The sequence below is a fragment of the Exiguobacterium sp. s26 genome (genome assembly GCF_018618235.1).
GTDB classification, from domain to species: Bacteria; Bacillota; Bacilli; order Exiguobacteriales; family Exiguobacteriaceae; genus Exiguobacterium; species Exiguobacterium chiriqhucha.
Genome location: NZ_JACSLS010000001.1, coordinates 397,904 through 415,310, shown reverse-complemented (window position 1 = coordinate 415,310; position 17,407 = coordinate 397,904). Strand labels below are relative to the sequence as shown.

At 52.8% G+C, this 17,407-nt stretch carries 16 protein-coding genes and 1 other annotated feature; of the genes, 3 read left to right on the top strand and 13 right to left on the bottom strand.

Translation table 11 applies throughout. The features are described from left to right. Positions 1-17: 17 nt before the first annotated feature. Together KNP82_RS02050 and trmB are read right to left on the bottom strand one after the other, a co-directional pair. Positions 18-527 (bottom strand): hypothetical protein, encoded by a 510-nt coding sequence (locus tag KNP82_RS02050; RefSeq protein ID WP_236355697.1) that lies wholly within the window; start codon positions 525-527, stop codon positions 18-20. Between the two features lie 105 nt (positions 528-632). After that, the gene (gene trmB / locus KNP82_RS02045) at positions 633-1,280 is read right to left on the bottom strand and encodes a tRNA (guanosine(46)-N7)-methyltransferase TrmB (protein WP_029595154.1); all 648 of its coding nucleotides are present in this window, start codon (positions 1,278-1,280) and stop codon (positions 633-635) included. Between the two features lie 135 nt (positions 1,281-1,415). On the opposite strand from trmB, the gene cydS reads away from it, so the two are divergent. After that, positions 1,416-1,526 (top strand): cytochrome bd oxidase small subunit CydS family protein, encoded by a 111-nt coding sequence (gene cydS, locus KNP82_RS15720; protein WP_021065570.1) that lies wholly within the window; start codon positions 1,416-1,418, stop codon positions 1,524-1,526. Between the two features lie 45 nt (positions 1,527-1,571). Here the strand turns inward: cydS and KNP82_RS02040 are convergent, their stop codons facing one another. From KNP82_RS02040 to pepV, 6 genes are read right to left on the bottom strand one after another with little or no spacing between them, the layout of a single operon-like run. Beyond that, positions 1,572-2,366 (bottom strand): phosphotransferase family protein, encoded by a 795-nt coding sequence (locus KNP82_RS02040; RefSeq protein WP_029595153.1) that lies wholly within the window; start codon positions 2,364-2,366, stop codon positions 1,572-1,574. Between the two features lie 50 nt (positions 2,367-2,416). Beyond that, positions 2,417-4,582 carry a type I pullulanase gene (pulA, locus tag KNP82_RS02035; protein ID WP_165569416.1) on the bottom strand — a complete coding sequence of 722 codons (2,166 nt, stop codon included), beginning with the start codon at positions 4,580-4,582 and terminating at the stop codon, positions 2,417-2,419. A 21-nt stretch (positions 4,583-4,603) separates the two neighbouring features. Beyond that, positions 4,604-5,443 carry an NERD domain-containing protein gene (locus KNP82_RS02030; protein ID WP_131471309.1) on the bottom strand — a complete coding sequence of 280 codons (840 nt, stop codon included), beginning with the start codon at positions 5,441-5,443 and terminating at the stop codon, positions 4,604-4,606. Further along, positions 5,413-5,988, bottom strand: coding sequence for an RNA 2',3'-cyclic phosphodiesterase (gene thpR, locus KNP82_RS02025; protein ID WP_131471310.1), 576 nt, complete (start codon positions 5,986-5,988; stop codon positions 5,413-5,415). The genes KNP82_RS02030 and thpR overlap by 31 nt, the downstream gene beginning before the upstream one ends. 5 nt (positions 5,989-5,993) lie before the next feature. After that, on the bottom strand, positions 5,994-7,145 hold the full coding sequence (locus KNP82_RS02020; protein ID WP_214826881.1) for an MFS transporter: 1,152 nt from the start codon (positions 7,143-7,145) through the stop codon (positions 5,994-5,996). Between the two features lie 59 nt (positions 7,146-7,204). Beyond that, entirely contained in the window at positions 7,205-8,590 is a 1,386-nt protein-coding gene (gene pepV / locus KNP82_RS02015; RefSeq protein WP_021065564.1) for a dipeptidase PepV, read from the bottom strand. Between the two features lie 306 nt (positions 8,591-8,896). On the opposite strand from pepV, the gene KNP82_RS02010 reads away from it, so the two are divergent. Continuing rightward, on the top strand, positions 8,897-9,118 hold the full coding sequence (locus KNP82_RS02010; RefSeq protein ID WP_081637897.1) for a DeoR family transcriptional regulator: 222 nt from the start codon (positions 8,897-8,899) through the stop codon (positions 9,116-9,118). Positions 9,119-9,201: 83 nt separating this feature from the next. On the opposite strand, the gene KNP82_RS02005 is transcribed toward KNP82_RS02010, so the two are convergent. Next, positions 9,202-9,912, bottom strand: coding sequence for a pseudouridine synthase (locus KNP82_RS02005; RefSeq protein WP_131471312.1), 711 nt, complete (start codon positions 9,910-9,912; stop codon positions 9,202-9,204). After that, on the bottom strand, positions 9,912-11,609 hold the full coding sequence (locus tag KNP82_RS02000; protein ID WP_058764030.1) for a putative polysaccharide biosynthesis protein: 1,698 nt from the start codon (positions 11,607-11,609) through the stop codon (positions 9,912-9,914). Before KNP82_RS02000 ends, KNP82_RS02005 begins: the two co-directional genes overlap by 1 nt. 128 nt (positions 11,610-11,737) lie before the next feature. On the opposite strand from KNP82_RS02000, the gene KNP82_RS01995 reads away from it, so the two are divergent. Continuing rightward, positions 11,738-13,012 (top strand): BaiN/RdsA family NAD(P)/FAD-dependent oxidoreductase, encoded by a 1,275-nt coding sequence (locus KNP82_RS01995; protein WP_021065561.1) that lies wholly within the window; start codon positions 11,738-11,740, stop codon positions 13,010-13,012. A gap of 44 nt (positions 13,013-13,056) precedes the next feature. Here the strand turns inward: KNP82_RS01995 and KNP82_RS01990 are convergent, their stop codons facing one another. The 3 genes from KNP82_RS01990 to leuS all read right to left on the bottom strand — a co-directional run bounded on the left by KNP82_RS01990 (position 13,057) and on the right by leuS (position 17,147). Next, positions 13,057-13,569: a pyrophosphohydrolase domain-containing protein gene (locus tag KNP82_RS01990; RefSeq protein ID WP_131471313.1), complete on the bottom strand. Its 513-nt coding sequence runs from the start codon at positions 13,567-13,569 to the stop codon at positions 13,057-13,059. A 14-nt stretch (positions 13,570-13,583) separates the two neighbouring features. Continuing rightward, the gene (locus KNP82_RS01985; protein WP_214826878.1) at positions 13,584-14,624 is read right to left on the bottom strand and encodes a hypothetical protein; all 1,041 of its coding nucleotides are present in this window, start codon (positions 14,622-14,624) and stop codon (positions 13,584-13,586) included. Positions 14,625-14,741: 117 nt separating this feature from the next. Further along, a complete protein-coding gene (gene leuS / locus KNP82_RS01980) occupies positions 14,742-17,147 on the bottom strand; it encodes a leucine--tRNA ligase (RefSeq protein ID WP_029595145.1) in 2,406 nt (801 codons plus the stop codon). A gap of 38 nt (positions 17,148-17,185) precedes the next feature. Then, positions 17,186-17,404, bottom strand: a binding site (T-box leader). Positions 17,405-17,407 lie beyond the last annotated feature (3 nt).

Here is a 17,407-nt window from a genome sequence, read left to right as displayed (position 1 = left end):
GCCTCGCGGCTCTTTTTTTAACGTGGGTTATCGTTTTTCTCGTAAATCGGGTTCATGTATTCAGTCGTCGAGTAGAAACGTGGTACGACAACGAACAAGATGACAGCCGGGATTGCGATCAAAAGTAACAAGATCAACACAGGCAACCAATAGACGATTTGTTGTCCGAGCATGTCGATGTTTGCGTCTGCAAATTCAGTCGCGCCTTCGACTTCTGCAAGGTCAGCTGTTGCGAGGATTTTGTTGTCCGTCGCATCATAGTAATGGAACTCCGTCTTACGTGTGATGAAGATGCCGTCACGGATCGTATCAATTTCAACGACCGCCGCGATGACTTCGTTGCCATTCGAGTGACGGAGCGTCTCTTCTTTTACGATTTCAGCCGTTCCTTCTTTGTAATCATAGTGCGTGGCCTTCAAATCCTCTTCAAGGGCGTCCAAAAACGCCTCATTTGCCGAGGTATTAAGTGGTGCGATTGTTAGAATGAAGATTAGTGCAAGCAGGCTTGCCCATGCTTTTTTCAACATCCCCATGTTCCCCCTTCTCTAATTCCAGTTTAGCGTCATTCCTATTGTACCAAGAAGAAAGAAAAAAGTGTGAAGAAAATGCTATTAAAATAAGAAAAAAGCGTGTCAAATTTTCGGGCGGAACGCGGCCTCCATCCGATAAATCGGTTGTCCCATGGCGCTGAAGCGCTCTTCGTACTCGGTACGGACGTTATCTGCCGGTTCGTTCGCGTGAAGATCAAGTGAAATATCTGTGAAGTACATGCCGTATTGACTCATGCTTTCGAGTGAATATTCGAACAGTCCGCGGTTATCCGTCTTGAAGTGAATCTCGCCTCCGCGTGGCAACACAGCCTCGTACGTGGCGAGGAATGTCTTATACGTCAAACGACGTTTCGCATGTCGGGTCTTCGGCCATGGATCTGAGAAGTTCAAATAGACGCGGTCGACTTCGCCGGCTTCGAAATAGTCGACGAGTTGCTTGGCATCCACAGTCAAGACGCGGACGTTCGGCATCGGCGTTTCGACGAGCTTTTGCACGATCGACACGGCGACGCTCTCGAACAACTCGATAGCGATGAAGTTGACGTCCGGGAACTGCTGGGCCATCCCTAAAATGAATTGCCCTTTCCCCGACCCGACTTCGATGAAGAGCGGATTGTCGTTCTTAAATTCTGATGTCCAGTTCCCTTTTAACGTTTCGGGATGAGTGATAAAGACGTGTTCTTGAGCTTCCATGTATTCTTTAGCCCAAGGCTTGTGACGTAAACGCATGTTTTTCCAACCTTTCGTTCAAGAAATGTTCAAGTTTCAGCTGACTAACCGCTTCGCGCGAGCAGTCCCCTTGCGATTATACACGAAATCATTGTTTAATGAACATGAATCATCCTTCACAAGGAGGTTATATCGATGAGCACGTTAGATCAATTTCTTATTTTTTACGCGGCTCCGTTGACGTTCTTCGGCGCCGTCATCGCGACGTTCGTATGGGCGTATTTTATGAAACCTGATGATGTCTGATGCATATGGAAAGGGATGGCTCACACTCGTGATCCATCCCTTTTTTCATTGTGTCCGTTCCTCTGCTTCATCGAGCAATTCCCGGAGCACGGTCAATCCTTCTGCGCGGGCGATGCCGTTCTGTTCCCCATATAAGGTCAGAACCGTCTGGGCAATCGCATACCAGTGCATTCGATAGTGTAACTCGGAGGTGAAACGGATGCCGTAATGACTGAACCACGTCTCCCAGTCCACCTCGTCGACGTAGCTGTAGACGACCATGGCCAAATCAAAAGCACGGTCGGCGATGATAGCGTCATCCCAGTCGGTCAAATATAACAGACCGGTCTCATCCTCAATCCAATTGTTATGGTTCAAGTCTGAATGGCAGACGACGAGTTCACGTTCGTCATCAATCGGCTGATGGACCGACAACCAACGAATTGCCTCATCAATCGTCACGTCTGCCTCGTCTTGCTCGTAAGCGGCACATTGCCGGAGCAACAGTGAGGACGTGACCGGTGTATGATTCAACTGCTGCAACATGAATAATAGTTCTTTCGAATGATGAATCTTCCCAAGCTGTGCCGCCACATCAGCCCGTTTCATATCGGCTGGCGAGAGCTCACGACCTTCGATGAACTGTTGGGCACTGAGGACGTCACCGTTAAACATCCGTTTCGTCCACAGCAATTTGGGGACGATGCCTTCGGCGGAAAGAATGGCTAAAAACGGGGACGAGTTTCGTTTGACAAAGATTTTTTGTTGGCGCGTCGTCGCTACGTACGCTTCGCCTGTAATCCCGCCTGCGGAAGCCACCGTCCACTCTTCACCGAGCGCACCGATTATATCTGAATACATATTCATCACGCTCAAATCTCATTAAGAATTACAAAGATACAATCACCATATTAACACGCGATAATCGTCATTGACAACGACTCGACTTGAATCTGACTCGGATTTCGTTCAATCGGGACGAGGCTAGCCGTTTCCCCTTGAACATACACGTTCCAGTCCCCTTCCGCTTGGAACGTCACATCGTGGAATGTCCCGTTCAAATAGACGCGAACGCGTTGCCAGGCGTCATAAGAATGGCTCGCCGTCAGCTCGTAGGCAATCACGCCCGGGGGCGACGGAAGGAACTTGAACTGCTCGATGACTTTCTGCCGGGTGTCGTAGCGGAAACATGTGTGACGGCGCCGCAGTTTAAGGAGCGTCTTCACGAACTCGACCTCGCTTTGGCGTTCGTCACGCAAGTCCCAATCGAAATGATTGATGCGGTCCGGCGCATTATAGCTGTTCTCGACCCCTTGTTTCGTCCGGCCGAACTCTTGACCGGCGTGGAGGAATGGGACGCCTTGCGATGTGATGACGATGGCCGTGGCGAACCGTTGCATCCGCAACCGCATCGTCTCGTCCATATCCTCACACGATAACAGCAATTTATCGTACGTCGTATAATTGTCATGCGCTTCTACGTAGTTAATCGTGTATTGCGGGCTCGGGAAGCGCCCGACGGTGACATTCGGGATTTGAACTGCCCCAGTGATACATTCGCGCAGCTCCCACTCCCGCCATTCGTTCCCGGAGACGAATCCACGCTCCCGGTCGTTGAACGTCGACCCTTTCAAAGCGTCTCGCATCATGTCATTGAAATGACCGATTCGGGGCATGAAGGCCGCGTTATGTGACGAGGCTTTCAATGACGGGCTGAGAGGCGTTGCTAAGTCCCACCCTTCCCCGTAAATCAAAATCGAGCGGTCGATTTTATCGAGTGAGGCCCGAATTTGATTCATCGTCTCGACGTCATGAATGCCCATTAAGTCGAATCGGAAGCCGTCAACGTGATACGTCTCGGCAAAATACGTCACACAATCGACGATCATCCGCCGCATCATATATCGCTCCGACGCCGTGTCGTTTCCGACCCCAGTCCCGTTCGCGACCGTCCCGTCATGTTCGTAACGGAAATAGTAGTACGGCACGAGTGCTTCGAGCGATGATTGTTCTCGAATGAAGATATGGTTCATGACGACGTCTACGACGACGCGCATGTCATGGCGGTGCAAGGTATCGACCATCTCGGCATACTCGAGGATACGCGATAGCGGCTCGTCCGGTTGCGAGGCATAGCTACCCTCCAAACCGAACCAGTGAATCGGGTCGTAGCCCCAGTTGTATGGCATCCGGGTCGCCTCGTCGACGCTGCCAAAATCATGGACCGGCAATAACTGCAGGTGGGTGATCCCGAACTCTTTCAAATAATCGAAGCCGGCACTGTTCCCTGCGCGCGTTTTCAGCCCGGTCTCGATGATACTGGCATATAGCCCTTGCCATCGACTCGTCGAGGCTGGGTGGCTCGTGAAATCACGAATATGCAGTTCATAGATGACGGCATCTGTCGCTTTGCGGAGAGGCGGGCGTTCTGCCGGCTCCACGTGCTCAGCGACGGCTGTCTCAACATCGATCAATACGCCAAATTCGCCATTTAGGCTGACGGCTTTGGCGTAAGGATCGACGACCTCGTTCGTTTCGACAGGTGTCTTGACGTACAGTCGATAAAAATAGCCTTCGTACAGTCTAGGAACATCGGCATGCCAGACGCCTCGACCGCTCCGAGACATGCGAAACCGTTCAATCTCACGATGCGTTTCGGGATCATGGATGACGAACCAAATCGAAAACGCGACGGGCGACCAGACATATGCTTCAATCGATTGCCCGGAAAATGAAAGGCCGAGCGGTCCGTCATAGGCATAGCGACGTTCAAACTCGTCCGTATGCACAATTTCGCGGGGCACGACGACAATCGTCTTATGTCCAGGGTGAAACACGGTATAGACCGCTTCGAGCGTAACCGGGCGCGTCAATTGGATATCTCGTTCAATCGTACCCGCCTCTGTCGTCCATTCATTGAGCACCACATAATCGACCGGTCGACCGTTTTGTTCGATTTGTACCGGTACGGATTCATATTTGGCAATGACCTCGAGTCGAATCGTCTCGAATGAGAGCAAGGAAGCCCGTTCAATCGTCACATGAGACGTCGTTTGCTGATTTGGTGTGTGATGCATACACGTTCCATCCTCTCCTACCTACTGGTCCAAAAATTGTCGAAACGGCATCTGGGCTGTCGCATCTAGTAGTTTCGCCACATCTCGAATTTGTTGGGCTTTGACGATCGGCGCCCTCGTGTTCACTTGTTTCATCCACGGTTCATAATCCGCGCGTGAGATGAACTGAGTCGACCGAATTTCAGGCACATGATCGAAATAGCCTTGTGGGGCCACCGTCACTTTTTGGATGACCCCGTCATAGGACGGAAGAAACTGTCGAACGATTTCTTCGGTGCGCGTCAACGCGATGAGCGGGTTGACTACACGTTTATTTTCCCCTTTGAGCGGTTGATGAATCCACGTCTTCTGCTTCGATATGTGATAGATGCTGCGGTCGCCGTCGAGCCATTCGACCAGGTAAATATGCGATGGTCCGATGATGAGGTGGCTCAGTTCGACCGTCGCCCCGTTCCATTCGACGACCGGACGATACATGAAGAAATGTTGATCGTTCCATTCGGATACCATCTTGCGATATCCGTATTCTCGCAAGAATGGCAATAACGGGACGTCCGCCTCGGTCGCCCCTTCACAGGCGTACTGCAATTTTTGGATATGACGGCGGTTTGTGAGCAGTGTCTGGAACTGTGACTCCGAGAGCGGCGTCGGTTCGAGCTCGATGCGTTCCGTACGGCGCCAAAATTTCCACCACGGGTTCACAAACTCCATGATTTCGGGCGGATTCAACCGATTGGAATCGTGGAGACGACGCATGCGCGCGACGTCGGATTCGACATACTCTTGAAAGCGATTGAATTGGTCGAGCATGTTTCGTTCATATTTAGATGTTACGTCAAAAATTTTAATCGGGATCGCCATGTGTCCTCCTCTGACCGCTTTAACGGAAATGCTTCGACTGCCTCATAGGCAGGGGTGTGACTCGGGTTGATTTGATAAAGGACGACCGCTTCAACCGATTCCTCGATGGTGAACGTCGGGGCGATGTACGGGATGCGTGTGCCCGTGTCCCACTTTTTTGCGAGTGTGACATGTGGGACGAACGGTTTACGGTCGAGTGCCGGAATCTCTTCGGCTAACTTGCGTCGAAGCGTCCCGGTGAGTGTCGTCAACTCCACGGACGGTTCCGGGACGATCGTCAAGACACGCGGACGATCCGGTCTCCCGAAGTGGTCGATTTGCTGGAACGTCAGCGCGAACGGGGCCGTCGACGTTGTCACTTCACGTGTGAGTTCTTTCACTGCCTCGACTTCATCATCGTCCAATGAACCGAGAAACTGAAGTGTCAAATGAAATTCCTCCGGACGATACGTCCGACGATACGAATAAAACGGCAAGATGTCCTGCTGTACGTGTTCGAACGTGTCGTCCTCGATCGGTAGCGCCAAAAAGTAATGTGTCGACATGACCATCATCCTTTCACTCGAAAACGTCTCGGTCCAAAGAAAAGGACCGCGCCAATGATGCTGACCACCGTGTACATCCAAAATACACCGATGATGCTGTTATATTCAATGATAAATCCACTGAGGAGGTTGAATCCGGCCGTCGCTAGTCCTGACGTGATGGCCATATAGACGCCAATCGCCGTCGAGACGACGTTGCGGCTGACAAGGCTGCGGACAAATTGAAGTGCGACCGGAATCAATAATCCGACGACCAGTCCTTGAACGATGGCAAGAATCCAAACGACCCAAATCGGGGGCTCAAGTGCTAACCAGCCGTTGCGAAGCGCAGAAATCAAGGCGGCTCCCGCCAGCACGTTGACCGTACCTAGACGTGAGACGATTTGGTACGCCACTTTCATGAATGGAATTTCGCATAATACCGCGACAAGGAACAGTGTCCCGACGAGCGTCGTCGAGCCTCCGATGCTCGTCACATAAATTCCGAAGTAATAGTTATTCGCGTAAATCGGGCCGAAGACGAGCATGCCCCCAATCAAAAAGGCGATGAACGGCCCATTCCAGACGGCCGACCATTGGAACGGTGCCGTCGTGTGCACTTGCTTCGGTTCCTGTTCAGATACGCTCCGCACGAACAGCGTACCGATTGCCAGCATGACCGCGCTGAGTAAAAACGTACTCGCGAGGCCCCATGTCGTGTCCGAGATGCGACCCATGACGAACACCGCAATCGCAAATCCGGCCGATCCGAACAGCCGGATGGCCCCGTAGTCGATTTTGGCGCGTGACGTATACTCGAGTGTCATCATATCGACGAGCGGGATGTGTGCACATTGGAAGATGGACCAGGCGATCATCAATATAATAATCCATACGTAAGACGTCGCGAACAAGAACGTGAGCGATAAGGCAGCCGCCCCGAGCATCGCAATAATCAACCAAGCCCGAACCCGCCCCGTTCGGTCGGCGAGCATGCCCCATAGCGGTTGGACACCGATTGAGAGGATCGGCATGATGGCGACGATTGTTCCGACCTGACCTGGAGACAAATCAAAACGTGACTGCGAGAAGAAAAGCGTCATGTAAGGAATGAGGGCTCCTTGGGCAAAGAAAATGGCGACGTAAATCGATTGAAACGATATTTTTTGTTGGTTCACAGTAAACTTCCTTCCTAACAGACAGAGAGCCGACCGAATCAGTCAGCTCTCACGGGTCATTATTTAGCGAGCTCATAAATCGCTTCCGCATAGATGGCGGCGGCGCGAAGTAAATCTTCAATTTCCATGTATTCATCGACTTGGTGGGCGACGTCTTTCGCTCCAGGGAACAGCGCCCCAAAAGCGACACCAGCCTCGAGCGAGCGCGCATACGTCCCTCCGCCAATGGCCATCAAGTGCGCTGACTCGCCGGTCTGACGCTCATAGACGCCTGCCAACGTTTTCACGAGCGGATGGTCTTCGGCCACATGGTGCGGCGGCATATGATGACGCGTCGACAGTTCGAACCCGAACGACAAGGCGATTTCTTTCAAGTTTTGCAACCGTTCCTCGAATTTCGCGGTGTATGGATAACGGATATTCACCGTCGCCGTCCGTTCGTCCCCTTGATAGCGGAACACACCACCGTTAATCGTCAAATCGCCCGTCTCATCACTCGCTTCGATACCGAGTGAAATCCCGCGTGAATCGGCGAACACGTGACGAATGAACTCGATGTAGCGCTCTCCTTGAATGTCGAGCGGGAGCGTCAACAAGAAGCCGGCGAGGACGTAGGCCGCGTTGACTCCGTTATCTGGTTCCATGGCGTGGGCGGCCACACCTTTCATCGTGAACGTATACGTCCCTTGGTCCCATGTGCACGTGCCGTCCGCTTCATATTTTTCGAGATACGCTTCAAACTTTTCTTCGAGAACGTCTTCTGTCTCGAGTACCGCTGTCGCAAAGTCCGGGACCATGTTCGGCCGTTCTCCGCTCACGAACGAGACCAAGTGATGTTTCGAGCCTGGCACCCGTTGAATTGGGAGCTGCTTCAAGACGCCATCGTATAGCCCCTTTTCAGCATTGATAATTGGAAAGTCAGCGTCCGGTGCGAAGCCATATGTCGGCATCGCCTCTTGTTTGAAGTATTCGCGGACACAACGCCATTCGCTCTCCTCGTCGCAACCTGCAATCAGGCGGACGCGTTTCGATAGCGGCAATCCAAGTTCCTTCACGATGCGCAGTCCGTAATAAGCAGCCATCGTCGGTCCTTTATCGTCATTGCTGCCACGGGCGAATATTTTCCCGTCGGCGATGGTAGGATTGAACGCCCCATACGTCCATCCCTCCCCAGCCGGCACCACGTCTAAGTGACAGAGGATGCCAACGATTTCTTCCCCTGACCCGTATTCTAAATGCCCCGCGTATCCGGCGACGTCTTTCGTAGCGAACCCGTCTCGCTCTCCGAGTGCAAACATGTAATCGAGAGCTCGGCGGACTTCAGGTCCAAACGGTTCGTTCGGGCCGGTCTTCGTCTCATCAAGCACGCTTGGGATTTGCAATAACCCTGTTAAATCTTCTAAAAATGCGTCTTTTCGTGCGTCGACTTCTTGTCTCCAATTCATATGGATCTCCCCTTTGCGAATGTTCTCTCCCTTATTAGTATATCCAAATGTTAGAAAGACGAACATTCATTTCGAAAATATTTTTTCGTTCGTCTTTTAGCCTTTTGTCTACGTCTTTACATATCCTTCATTCGATATTTACGTTCATAATCGTTTCTTTACATTTCGATTGTTCGTTCTTTTCTCTTGCAATTCTATGCAGGAGCGGTATACTAAAGGTGTAATTTTAGAAAATAACAATTTCATATTTCATTTGTCGTCCGTAGGTTTTGTCTTTCATCATTCTACGCATTGGGAGGTTATCCAATGAAAGGTTCAACAGATCGTATGCTAACCCGCATCAAGTCCATTTATTTGTTCATTAACGAAAGGGAATGCGTCACCACTTCTGAACTAGTAGAGGAGTTCGGGATCACATCACGCACCGTACAGCGTGATTTGAACGTGCTTGAATACAACAATCTGGTTGAAAGTCCGAGTCGCGGAACGTGGACATCATCAAAACGTTCGCTCAAGACGGCAAATTAAATAACAAGTTACGAGGGATTCCGGCAACGGGTCCCTTTTTTTGCGCCCAAAAAGGCACGTGTCGGCTGACACGTGCCTTCATTTCATGTGAAGAACAAGTCGACTTCCTCTTCGCTCAACTCCCGATACGCCCCGGGTTCGAGCGTCGGGTCGAGCTCGAGTGCGCCGATTTGGACCCGTTCGAGCTGCTCGACGTGTTTCCCGACCGCGGCAATCATCCGTTTTACTTGATGATACTTCCCTTCCGAGAGCGTCAGACGGACCGTCGAACGACGTCCGGATTTGCTGATGAGCTCAAGTCGGGCCGGTTTCGTCGTATAGCCGTCCTCAAGCTCGACACCCTCGGCGAAGTGACGGACATCGTCTGTCGTCATCTCCCCGTCAACTTCGGCGACATACACTTTGTCGACATGCTTACGCGGTGACATGAGCGCATGATTGAACGCCCCATCGTTTGTGAGAAGCAACAGACCGGTCGTGTCCTTGTCGAGACGTCCGACCGGGAACAACTCGTAATGGGCGTAGGACGGGTCGATCAAATCGACGACCGTCGATTCGACCTTGTCCTCGGTCGCACTGATGACACCTGCCGGCTTGTTCATCATCAAGTAGACGAACGGTTTGTACTCGACGACCTCGCCTTGCACGGTCACCCGTTCCGTTTCAAGGTTGACTTGACGTTTCGCGTCTTTGACAGGTTGGTCATCGACACGGACGACCCCTTGTTTCAGTAAAATCTTGACGTCTTTGCGCGAACCGTATCCCATGTTCGCCAATAATTTATCAATTCGCATTAAGCTTTCCTCCGATACTGGAATCGTTTCCCTAATAGTTTTCCGGCCAAGTGGCTTCTCCAACCGAGATAGCCGTATACGACGAGACCGATTCCGAAACCGACGATCGTGGCAACGATATCATTGCCCCAACTCGGTTCATTCCGGAGCGTGACGAACAGCGAGCCATACACGGCGATAAACATCGCGCCACCCATGGCAAACATGAGCATCGTCCGACGCAACAGTTGCTTATACGGAAACTGGAGCGCCCGTTGGATTTTCCAAACCATGAGGATAATCGCGACGATATAACCGGCGATCGTCGCATAACCAGCGCCGATCCCGCCGATTGCATACACGAACGGTACGTTGAGCACAGCTTTCGTGATGAGACCCATCGCCGTCGCGAAAATCGTGAAATATTGACGGTTGATCCCTTGCAGGATGGCCGCCGCCACCGAGTAATAAGCGAGGAAGAACGCACTCGGTGCGTAGTGGAGCAGGTAGACCCACCCTTCGCGGTCACCTGGGAACAACGTCCCGAACAACGGCTCCGCGAGCGCGACCAATCCGATGACGGCCGGGATGGTGACAAAGAACGATACTTGGAAAATATGGTTCACTTGATTGCGAACTTTGTTCATATCGCCGTGCGTGAACGATTTTGTCACGAGCGGGATGGTCGCCATCGACACACTCGCCGCAATCGATACCGGAATCAACACGATTTTATGGGCGTTCCCCGTCAAGAATCCGAACGCGGACGTCGCTTCGGCGACCGACTTCCCAGAGTTGAGCAACGTATTGACCATCGTCAACTGGTCGACGAACTGATAGAGCGGCGTCGACAGACCGACCATGACGATTGGAATCGAATAGCTGAGCAACTCGAGCAATAGTGATTTCATCGAACGGACCGGTGTGCCGGCCGGATTATCGGTTTGACGATGGATGTCTTTCCGTTTGCGCCAGTACATGGCGAGCACGACGATACTCCCAATCGCACCGATAAAGGCGCTGAACGTCGCAATCGTGACGGCGAGCACTTTCAAACCGTTCAACTCGGTCGTCGCCACAGCAGCGGTGCCACCGAGCGAGTCAGCGAGCGGACGAATGAGTGCCGAGTCCGAGAAGACGAACAAGACGAGCATCGTCCCACTGAGGAGGAACATGATGCGGACGATCTGTTCGATGACTTGGGAGATGGCCGTCGGGGCCATGTCCTGATGTCCTTGGAAATAGCCGCGCACCATACTCATCGCTGGGATGAGCAGGAGGGCGAAACTGACGCTACGCGTGACGAGCGTCAACGAGTCGATATATTGCTGATTGTTCTCCGAGTTGCGGACCATGAGTTCCGATAACCACGGTGCTGAGAAGAACAGTAATAAAAAAGCGACGACTCCGGTCACGAGCATCAGCTTCATCCCTTGACGGAACAAGCGCTGACTCGTGCCATATTCGCCGAGCGCATTATACTTGGCGATGAATTTCGATACGGCCACGGGAATCCCCGCCGTCGAAATGGCGATCATGAGCGCATAATAGGTGTACGCCGCCTGATAGAGCGTGACACCGGCAATCCCGACCATCGCTTGGAACGGGAACGTATAGAGCAGTCCGAGTGCACGTGAAATCAAATTTCCGGCTGACAGCAGCAGCGTGCCTTTGACGAAGGACTCTCGTCCTGAATCTTGTTTGACGCTTGATGACATGAGATACCTCCATCTATTGTTTCACAACTAATGTACCTAATTTTACAAAACGACCGTTTCTCATTATACTCTTACTGTTGCAGATAATAAAGTTACGAATTTGATTTGAAAGAGAAACGAGGGATACCATGATGAAAGATGTAATCGTCATCGGAGGAGGCCCAAGCGGTCTGATGGCGACCTATGCCGCCGCCAAAGCAGGAGCGAACACGCTCCTAATTGATAAAGGTTCGAAGCTCGGACGCAAGCTCGCCATTTCTGGCGGAGGACGCTGTAACGTGACGAACCGCAAGCCCGTCGACGAGTTGATTCAATTCATCCCGGGGAACGGACGCTTCTTATATAGCGCCCTCGCCCAGTTCGACAACCAGTCGATTATCGACTTGTTCACCGGGTTCGGCATCCCGTTAAAAGAGGAAGATAACGGCCGGATGTTCCCGGTGACGGATAAAGCGCAAGACGTCGTCAACACGCTCCTCGGGGCCATCGACCAACTCGGTGTCGAGATTCGCAAAAATGCGAAAGTGAAGACGCTCCATTTTAATGAAGCAAATGAGTTCGAAGCGGTCGAACTCGAGGACGGAGAGCGGATCGAGGCCGGCGCTTGCGTCATCGCCGTCGGTGGACAATCCGTCCCTCACACCGGCTCGACCGGGGACGGCTATCCATGGGCCGAGAAAGCCGGCCATACGATCACCGAGCTGTTCCCGACTGAAGTACCGATTTTGTTGAACGATGCGTTCATCGGCACGAAACAGCTGCAAGGGCTGTCGCTCCGTGACGTCGCCCTCACCGTTCACGGCAAGAAAGGCAAGCCGATTAAGACACACCGCGGCGACATGATTTTCACGCATTTCGGCATCTCGGGTCCGATTGCCCTCCGGTGCAGTCAATATACGATTAAAGAACGCAAACGTAGCAAAGAGCGCGTCGTCGCCCTCTCGCTCGACTTGTTCCCGGACATGGCACGTGACGAGCTGTATCAAGAGCTTTGGAACCAAGTGCAAGACCAACCGAAGCGGGCCGTCAAGAACGTCTGGAAAGGATTCATCCCGGAACGGATGCTCGACTTGTTGTTGGCCGACCTCGCGTTCGGCGAAGAGGACGCGAGCCAGCTGAAGAAACAATCGGTTATCGATTTCGCGACCCGATTGAAGACGTTCGAGTTGCACGCCACCGGAACGCTCGATTTCGATAAAGCGTTCGTCACGGGCGGCGGCGTTTCCGTCAAAGAAATCGCCCCACAAACGATGATGTCGAAGAAAGCAGACGGCTTGTTCTTCGCCGGCGAAGTGCTCGATATTCACGGCTATACGGGTGGTTATAACATCACGGCCGCCTTCACGACCGGACACTGTGCCGGTTCACACGCGGCACAGTTCGCGGAACAGACGACCGTATAAACAAAGAGAGTCGATCGCACGTGCGATCGGCTCTCTTTTTAGTGTCACTGTTTTGCTTCAAGTTGACGTCTTACTTCCGCCTCGAGCTCTGGCTCGGGTGGCAACCAGCCTTCCGGCTTCATGACTTTATTGTCTGACGCACGGAGGATCGGCTTGCCGTCTGGTCCGAGCTTCGCCATATTGGCACGCTGCACGATTTCAAACAACGGAACCGGGTCGAGCCCGAGTTCGACGAAACTGCCCATCACGAAATAGAGGGCGTCCGTGAGCGCATCACCTTGTCCGACGAGGCGAGCGACGTCGTCCGTCGGCGGTGCGTCTTGGAGCGATTTTTGAACCGCCTGTTCGAATCCTTGTTGGAACGTGGCGACGGCAGCAAGGAACTCGTCTTCATTCCGTGCCGATTGATGTAAAAATTCGACGACAGCTTCTTCTGCCGTCCAGACCGAACGTTTGACAGCACGGTCTAAGCTAAGCGGTTGCGGTGCACTCGCCTCCGGGTGTCCGAACGTCTCGTGGAACTGGCGAACCTCTTCATAAAAGTAACGTTTGCTCATCTCATTCTCTCCTATCAGTCGACCGAGACGAAATCGTCAAGGTCGAACACATCTGGTCGCACGATGGCGAATATCTCATTGTCTTGCAGGAACATGCCGGTCGAGCCGTAGACGCGAGGTGTCACCATCTGCCCGTTCATCGTCCCTTCGTCCGGGTTGACCGTATAGAGGACGAGTTCTTCCGAATCGAGGACGTAAATGCGCCCTTGGCGTTCGACGAGGCCGACACCGCGGAAGTTCTCGAACTTCTGTTGAATCGAGGCGCTCATCCCTTCGGTCGTGAGCGGTTTTCTCGACTCGACAGCCCATTCCGTCTTCGGTTCCGCTACTGCTTCAGAGTCCGCTTCATCTGTCGTCGATGTCGAATCGTCGTCTGAATCGGTTTCCGTCGCTGTACCCGTTTCCGCCTCACTGTCGTTGGCCGTCTCTTCCTCGAGCGTCCGCTCTTGGACGTACAACAGTTCTACATCCGGCGTGTCCTCCAAACGGCTCATGATAATCAATCGTTTCGTCTCTTCATCGTAACCGAGGCCGAACAACCGGTCTGTCGAGGCGATTCCTTTAATCAATTTACGTCGTTGTTCCGTCCAACGGCCTTCTACCCGCTCGATTGTCACGAGAACCCCGTTCGCCGTGACGGCATATATTTTGTCTTCGGAAATCATGCGCATGCCGATGAACTCGCCGAACCGATAGGGTTGCCCTTCGTTCTCCAATATGAGCGACGAATTCACGCGATTGGCGTTCCCGCTCACTTCGAAGAACTCTTTATTTTTCGTCAAGACGAGATACGATCCGATCGTGTCACTATAGTACACTTCATCAATCTCTTGAATCTGTTCGAGGGCATCGGTCGTATCGATGTCCTCCTCGTCCGGCGAGGCTTCGACGGGAGGTACCGAAGTCGATTGATGGCTCGTTTGAATATCGATTTTCTCAAACGTCGAGGCGATTTGGCTTTGGATGTCCTTGTCCGAAAAGACGAACACATAGCATAAAATCACACCGACGACGACGGCAAATAGCGTCGTATATAGTACGTATGAACGTTTCATGGACGTTTCGTCCCCTTTATATGCAGTATCGCCCTTTAGTGTAACAAACCCGACCCGAAAAGAAAACGACATGACGAAAAAGAAAGGAACGTGTGACAATGTCACACATTCCTTTGCTTATCCTACGACGATATTGACGAGTTTCCCTGGAACGACAATCACTTTGCGGACCGTCTTTCCTTCCGTGAACTCTTGAACGCGTTCGTTCGCAAGCGCATCGGCCTCGAGCGCTTCTTTCGAAGCGTCGCGGGCCACGTGCATCTTCGCACGAAGCTTCCCGTTCACTTGGATGACGACTTCAATCGTGTCGCTGACGAGTTTCGACTCATCGAACGTCGGCCATGCCGCGTACGTCAAGTCTTCTGTCATGCCGAGACGTTCCCATAACTCTTCGGCCAAGTGTGGCGCGACTGGGGAGAGCATCTTGATGAAGTTGACCATCTCTTGTTTTGGAAGCGTGTCTTGTTTGTACGCCTCGTTGATGAAGACCATGAGTTGCGAGATCGCCGTGTTGAAACGGAGCGCCTCGTAGTCTTCTGTCACTTTCTTCACCGTCTGATGGTACGTCCGTTCGAAGTCGGCCGTCGGAGCGCCGTCCGTGAGCTCCGTCTGGTCGAACAAGCGCCAGACGCGGTCAAGGAAGCGACGAGCGCCGTCAAGGCCGTTCGTCGACCAAGCGATGGCTGCGTCGAGCGGTCCCATGAACATCTCGTAAAGGCGAAGCGTGTCAGCACCGTGCGATTTGATGATATCGTCCGGGTTGACGACGTTCCCTTTTGACTTCGACATCTTCTCGTTGTTCTCACCGAGAATCATCCCTTGGTTATAGAGCTTTTGGAATGGCTCGTTCGTTGGAACGATGCCGATATCATAGAGCACTTTATGCCAGAAGCGAGCGTAGAGCAAGTGTAGGACCGCGTGCTCCGTACCACCAATATATAAGTCGACCGGAAGCCAACGCTTCAACTTCTCTGGATCCGCGATCATGTCTTCATTGTGCGGATCGATGAAGCGAATGTAGTACCAGCAGCTACCGGCCCATTGTGGCATCGTGTTCGTCTCGCGCCGCCCCTTCTCACCTGTCACAGGATCCGTGTACGTCAACCACTCGTCGGCGTTCGCAAGCGGTGATTCTCCCGTACCCGACGGCTTGATTTCATCGATAATCGGGAGTTCGAGCGGAAGCTCTTCAATCGCAACGGTCTTGAGCGTACCGTCTTCCATATGAATGATTGGAATCGGCTCGCCCCAATAGCGTTGACGGCTGAACAACCAATCGCGGAGACGATACGTCGTCTTCGCACGGCCAGTGCCGGCGAGTTCGAGTTCTTCGATGATTTTGGCGATCGCGTCGGCTTTATTGAGGCCGTCCAAGCTGCCTGAGTTGACGTGGACGCCGTCCTCGACGTAAGCCGCCTCATCCAAGTTGCCGCCTGTGACGACTTCACGGATCGGAAGGTCGAACGTCTTCGCGAACTCATAGTCGCGCTCATCATGTCCAGGTACGGCCATGACCGCGCCCGTGCCGTATGTCGACAACACGTAGTCAGCGATCCAAATCGGAAGCTTCTCCCCGTTGACCGGGTTGATGGCGTAAGCGCCGGTAAATACACCCGTCTTCTCTTTGGCGAGATCGGTCCGTTCGAGGTCTGTCTTTTTCGAGACTTCTTCGACGTACGCTTCGATGGCGACGACTTGTTCCGGTGTCGCGATTGCTTTCACAAACGGGTGCTCCGGTGCGAGCGTGACGTATGTCGCGCCGTAAAGTGTGTCCGGACGTGTTGTGAACACCGTCACGACTTTATCGTGACCGTCGACTTTGAAATCGACTTCAGCCCCGACCGACTTGCCGATCCAGTTGCGTTGCATCTCTTTGACGCTGTCTGGCCAGTCAAGCCCTTCTAAATCATCGAGCAAGCGCTCGGCGTATTCCGTGATACGAAGCACCCACTGTTTCATCGGCACACGGTAAACCGGATGGCTTCCCCGCTCCGACAACCCGTCGATGACTTCTTCGTTGGCGAGTACCGTCCCGAGGGCCGGGCACCAGTTGACGGCGACTTCGTCGACGTAGGCGAGTCCGCGGTCATGAAGTTGTGTGAAGATCCATTGCGTCCACTTGTAGTATTTCGGGTCGGTCGTGCTGATTTCACGATCCCAATCGTACGAGAAACCGAGCTCTTTCAATTGGCGGCGGAATGTGCCGATGTTGCGCTCTGTGAACTCGCGCGGGTCGTTCCCTGTGTCGAGGGCATATTGCTCGGCCGGAAGACCGAACGCGTCCCAACCCATTGGATGGAGGACGTTGAAGCCTTGCATCCGTTTCATGCGGGCGATGATGTCCGTCGCCGTGTAACCTTCCGGGTGACCGACGTGAAGTCCGGCTCCTGACGGATAAGGGAACATGTCAAGGACGTAGAAACACTCCTTGTCCGGGTCCTCTGTCGTCCGGAATGCATCTTTCTCGTCCCAACGCTTTTGCCATTTCGGCTCGATGTCTTGATGTTTAAAATAGTCCAACATTCATCCTCCTCTGCATAATAAAAAGCCTTCCGCCCCGGTAATGGGACGAAAGGCTTGAAAGCTTTCCGCGGTACCACCCATGTTGCATTTCTGCCACTTGAGACGCCGGTAACGAGGCGTAACTCCGGTTCACCCTACTGTTCGTTCAGGCGAACTGCTCCAAGGCGAGTTCTCGCGGTCCATATACCGGTTCACACCACCCACCGGCTCTCTACAAATACAGACGTCACGATACTATTCCTCTTCTACGCATGTGTATG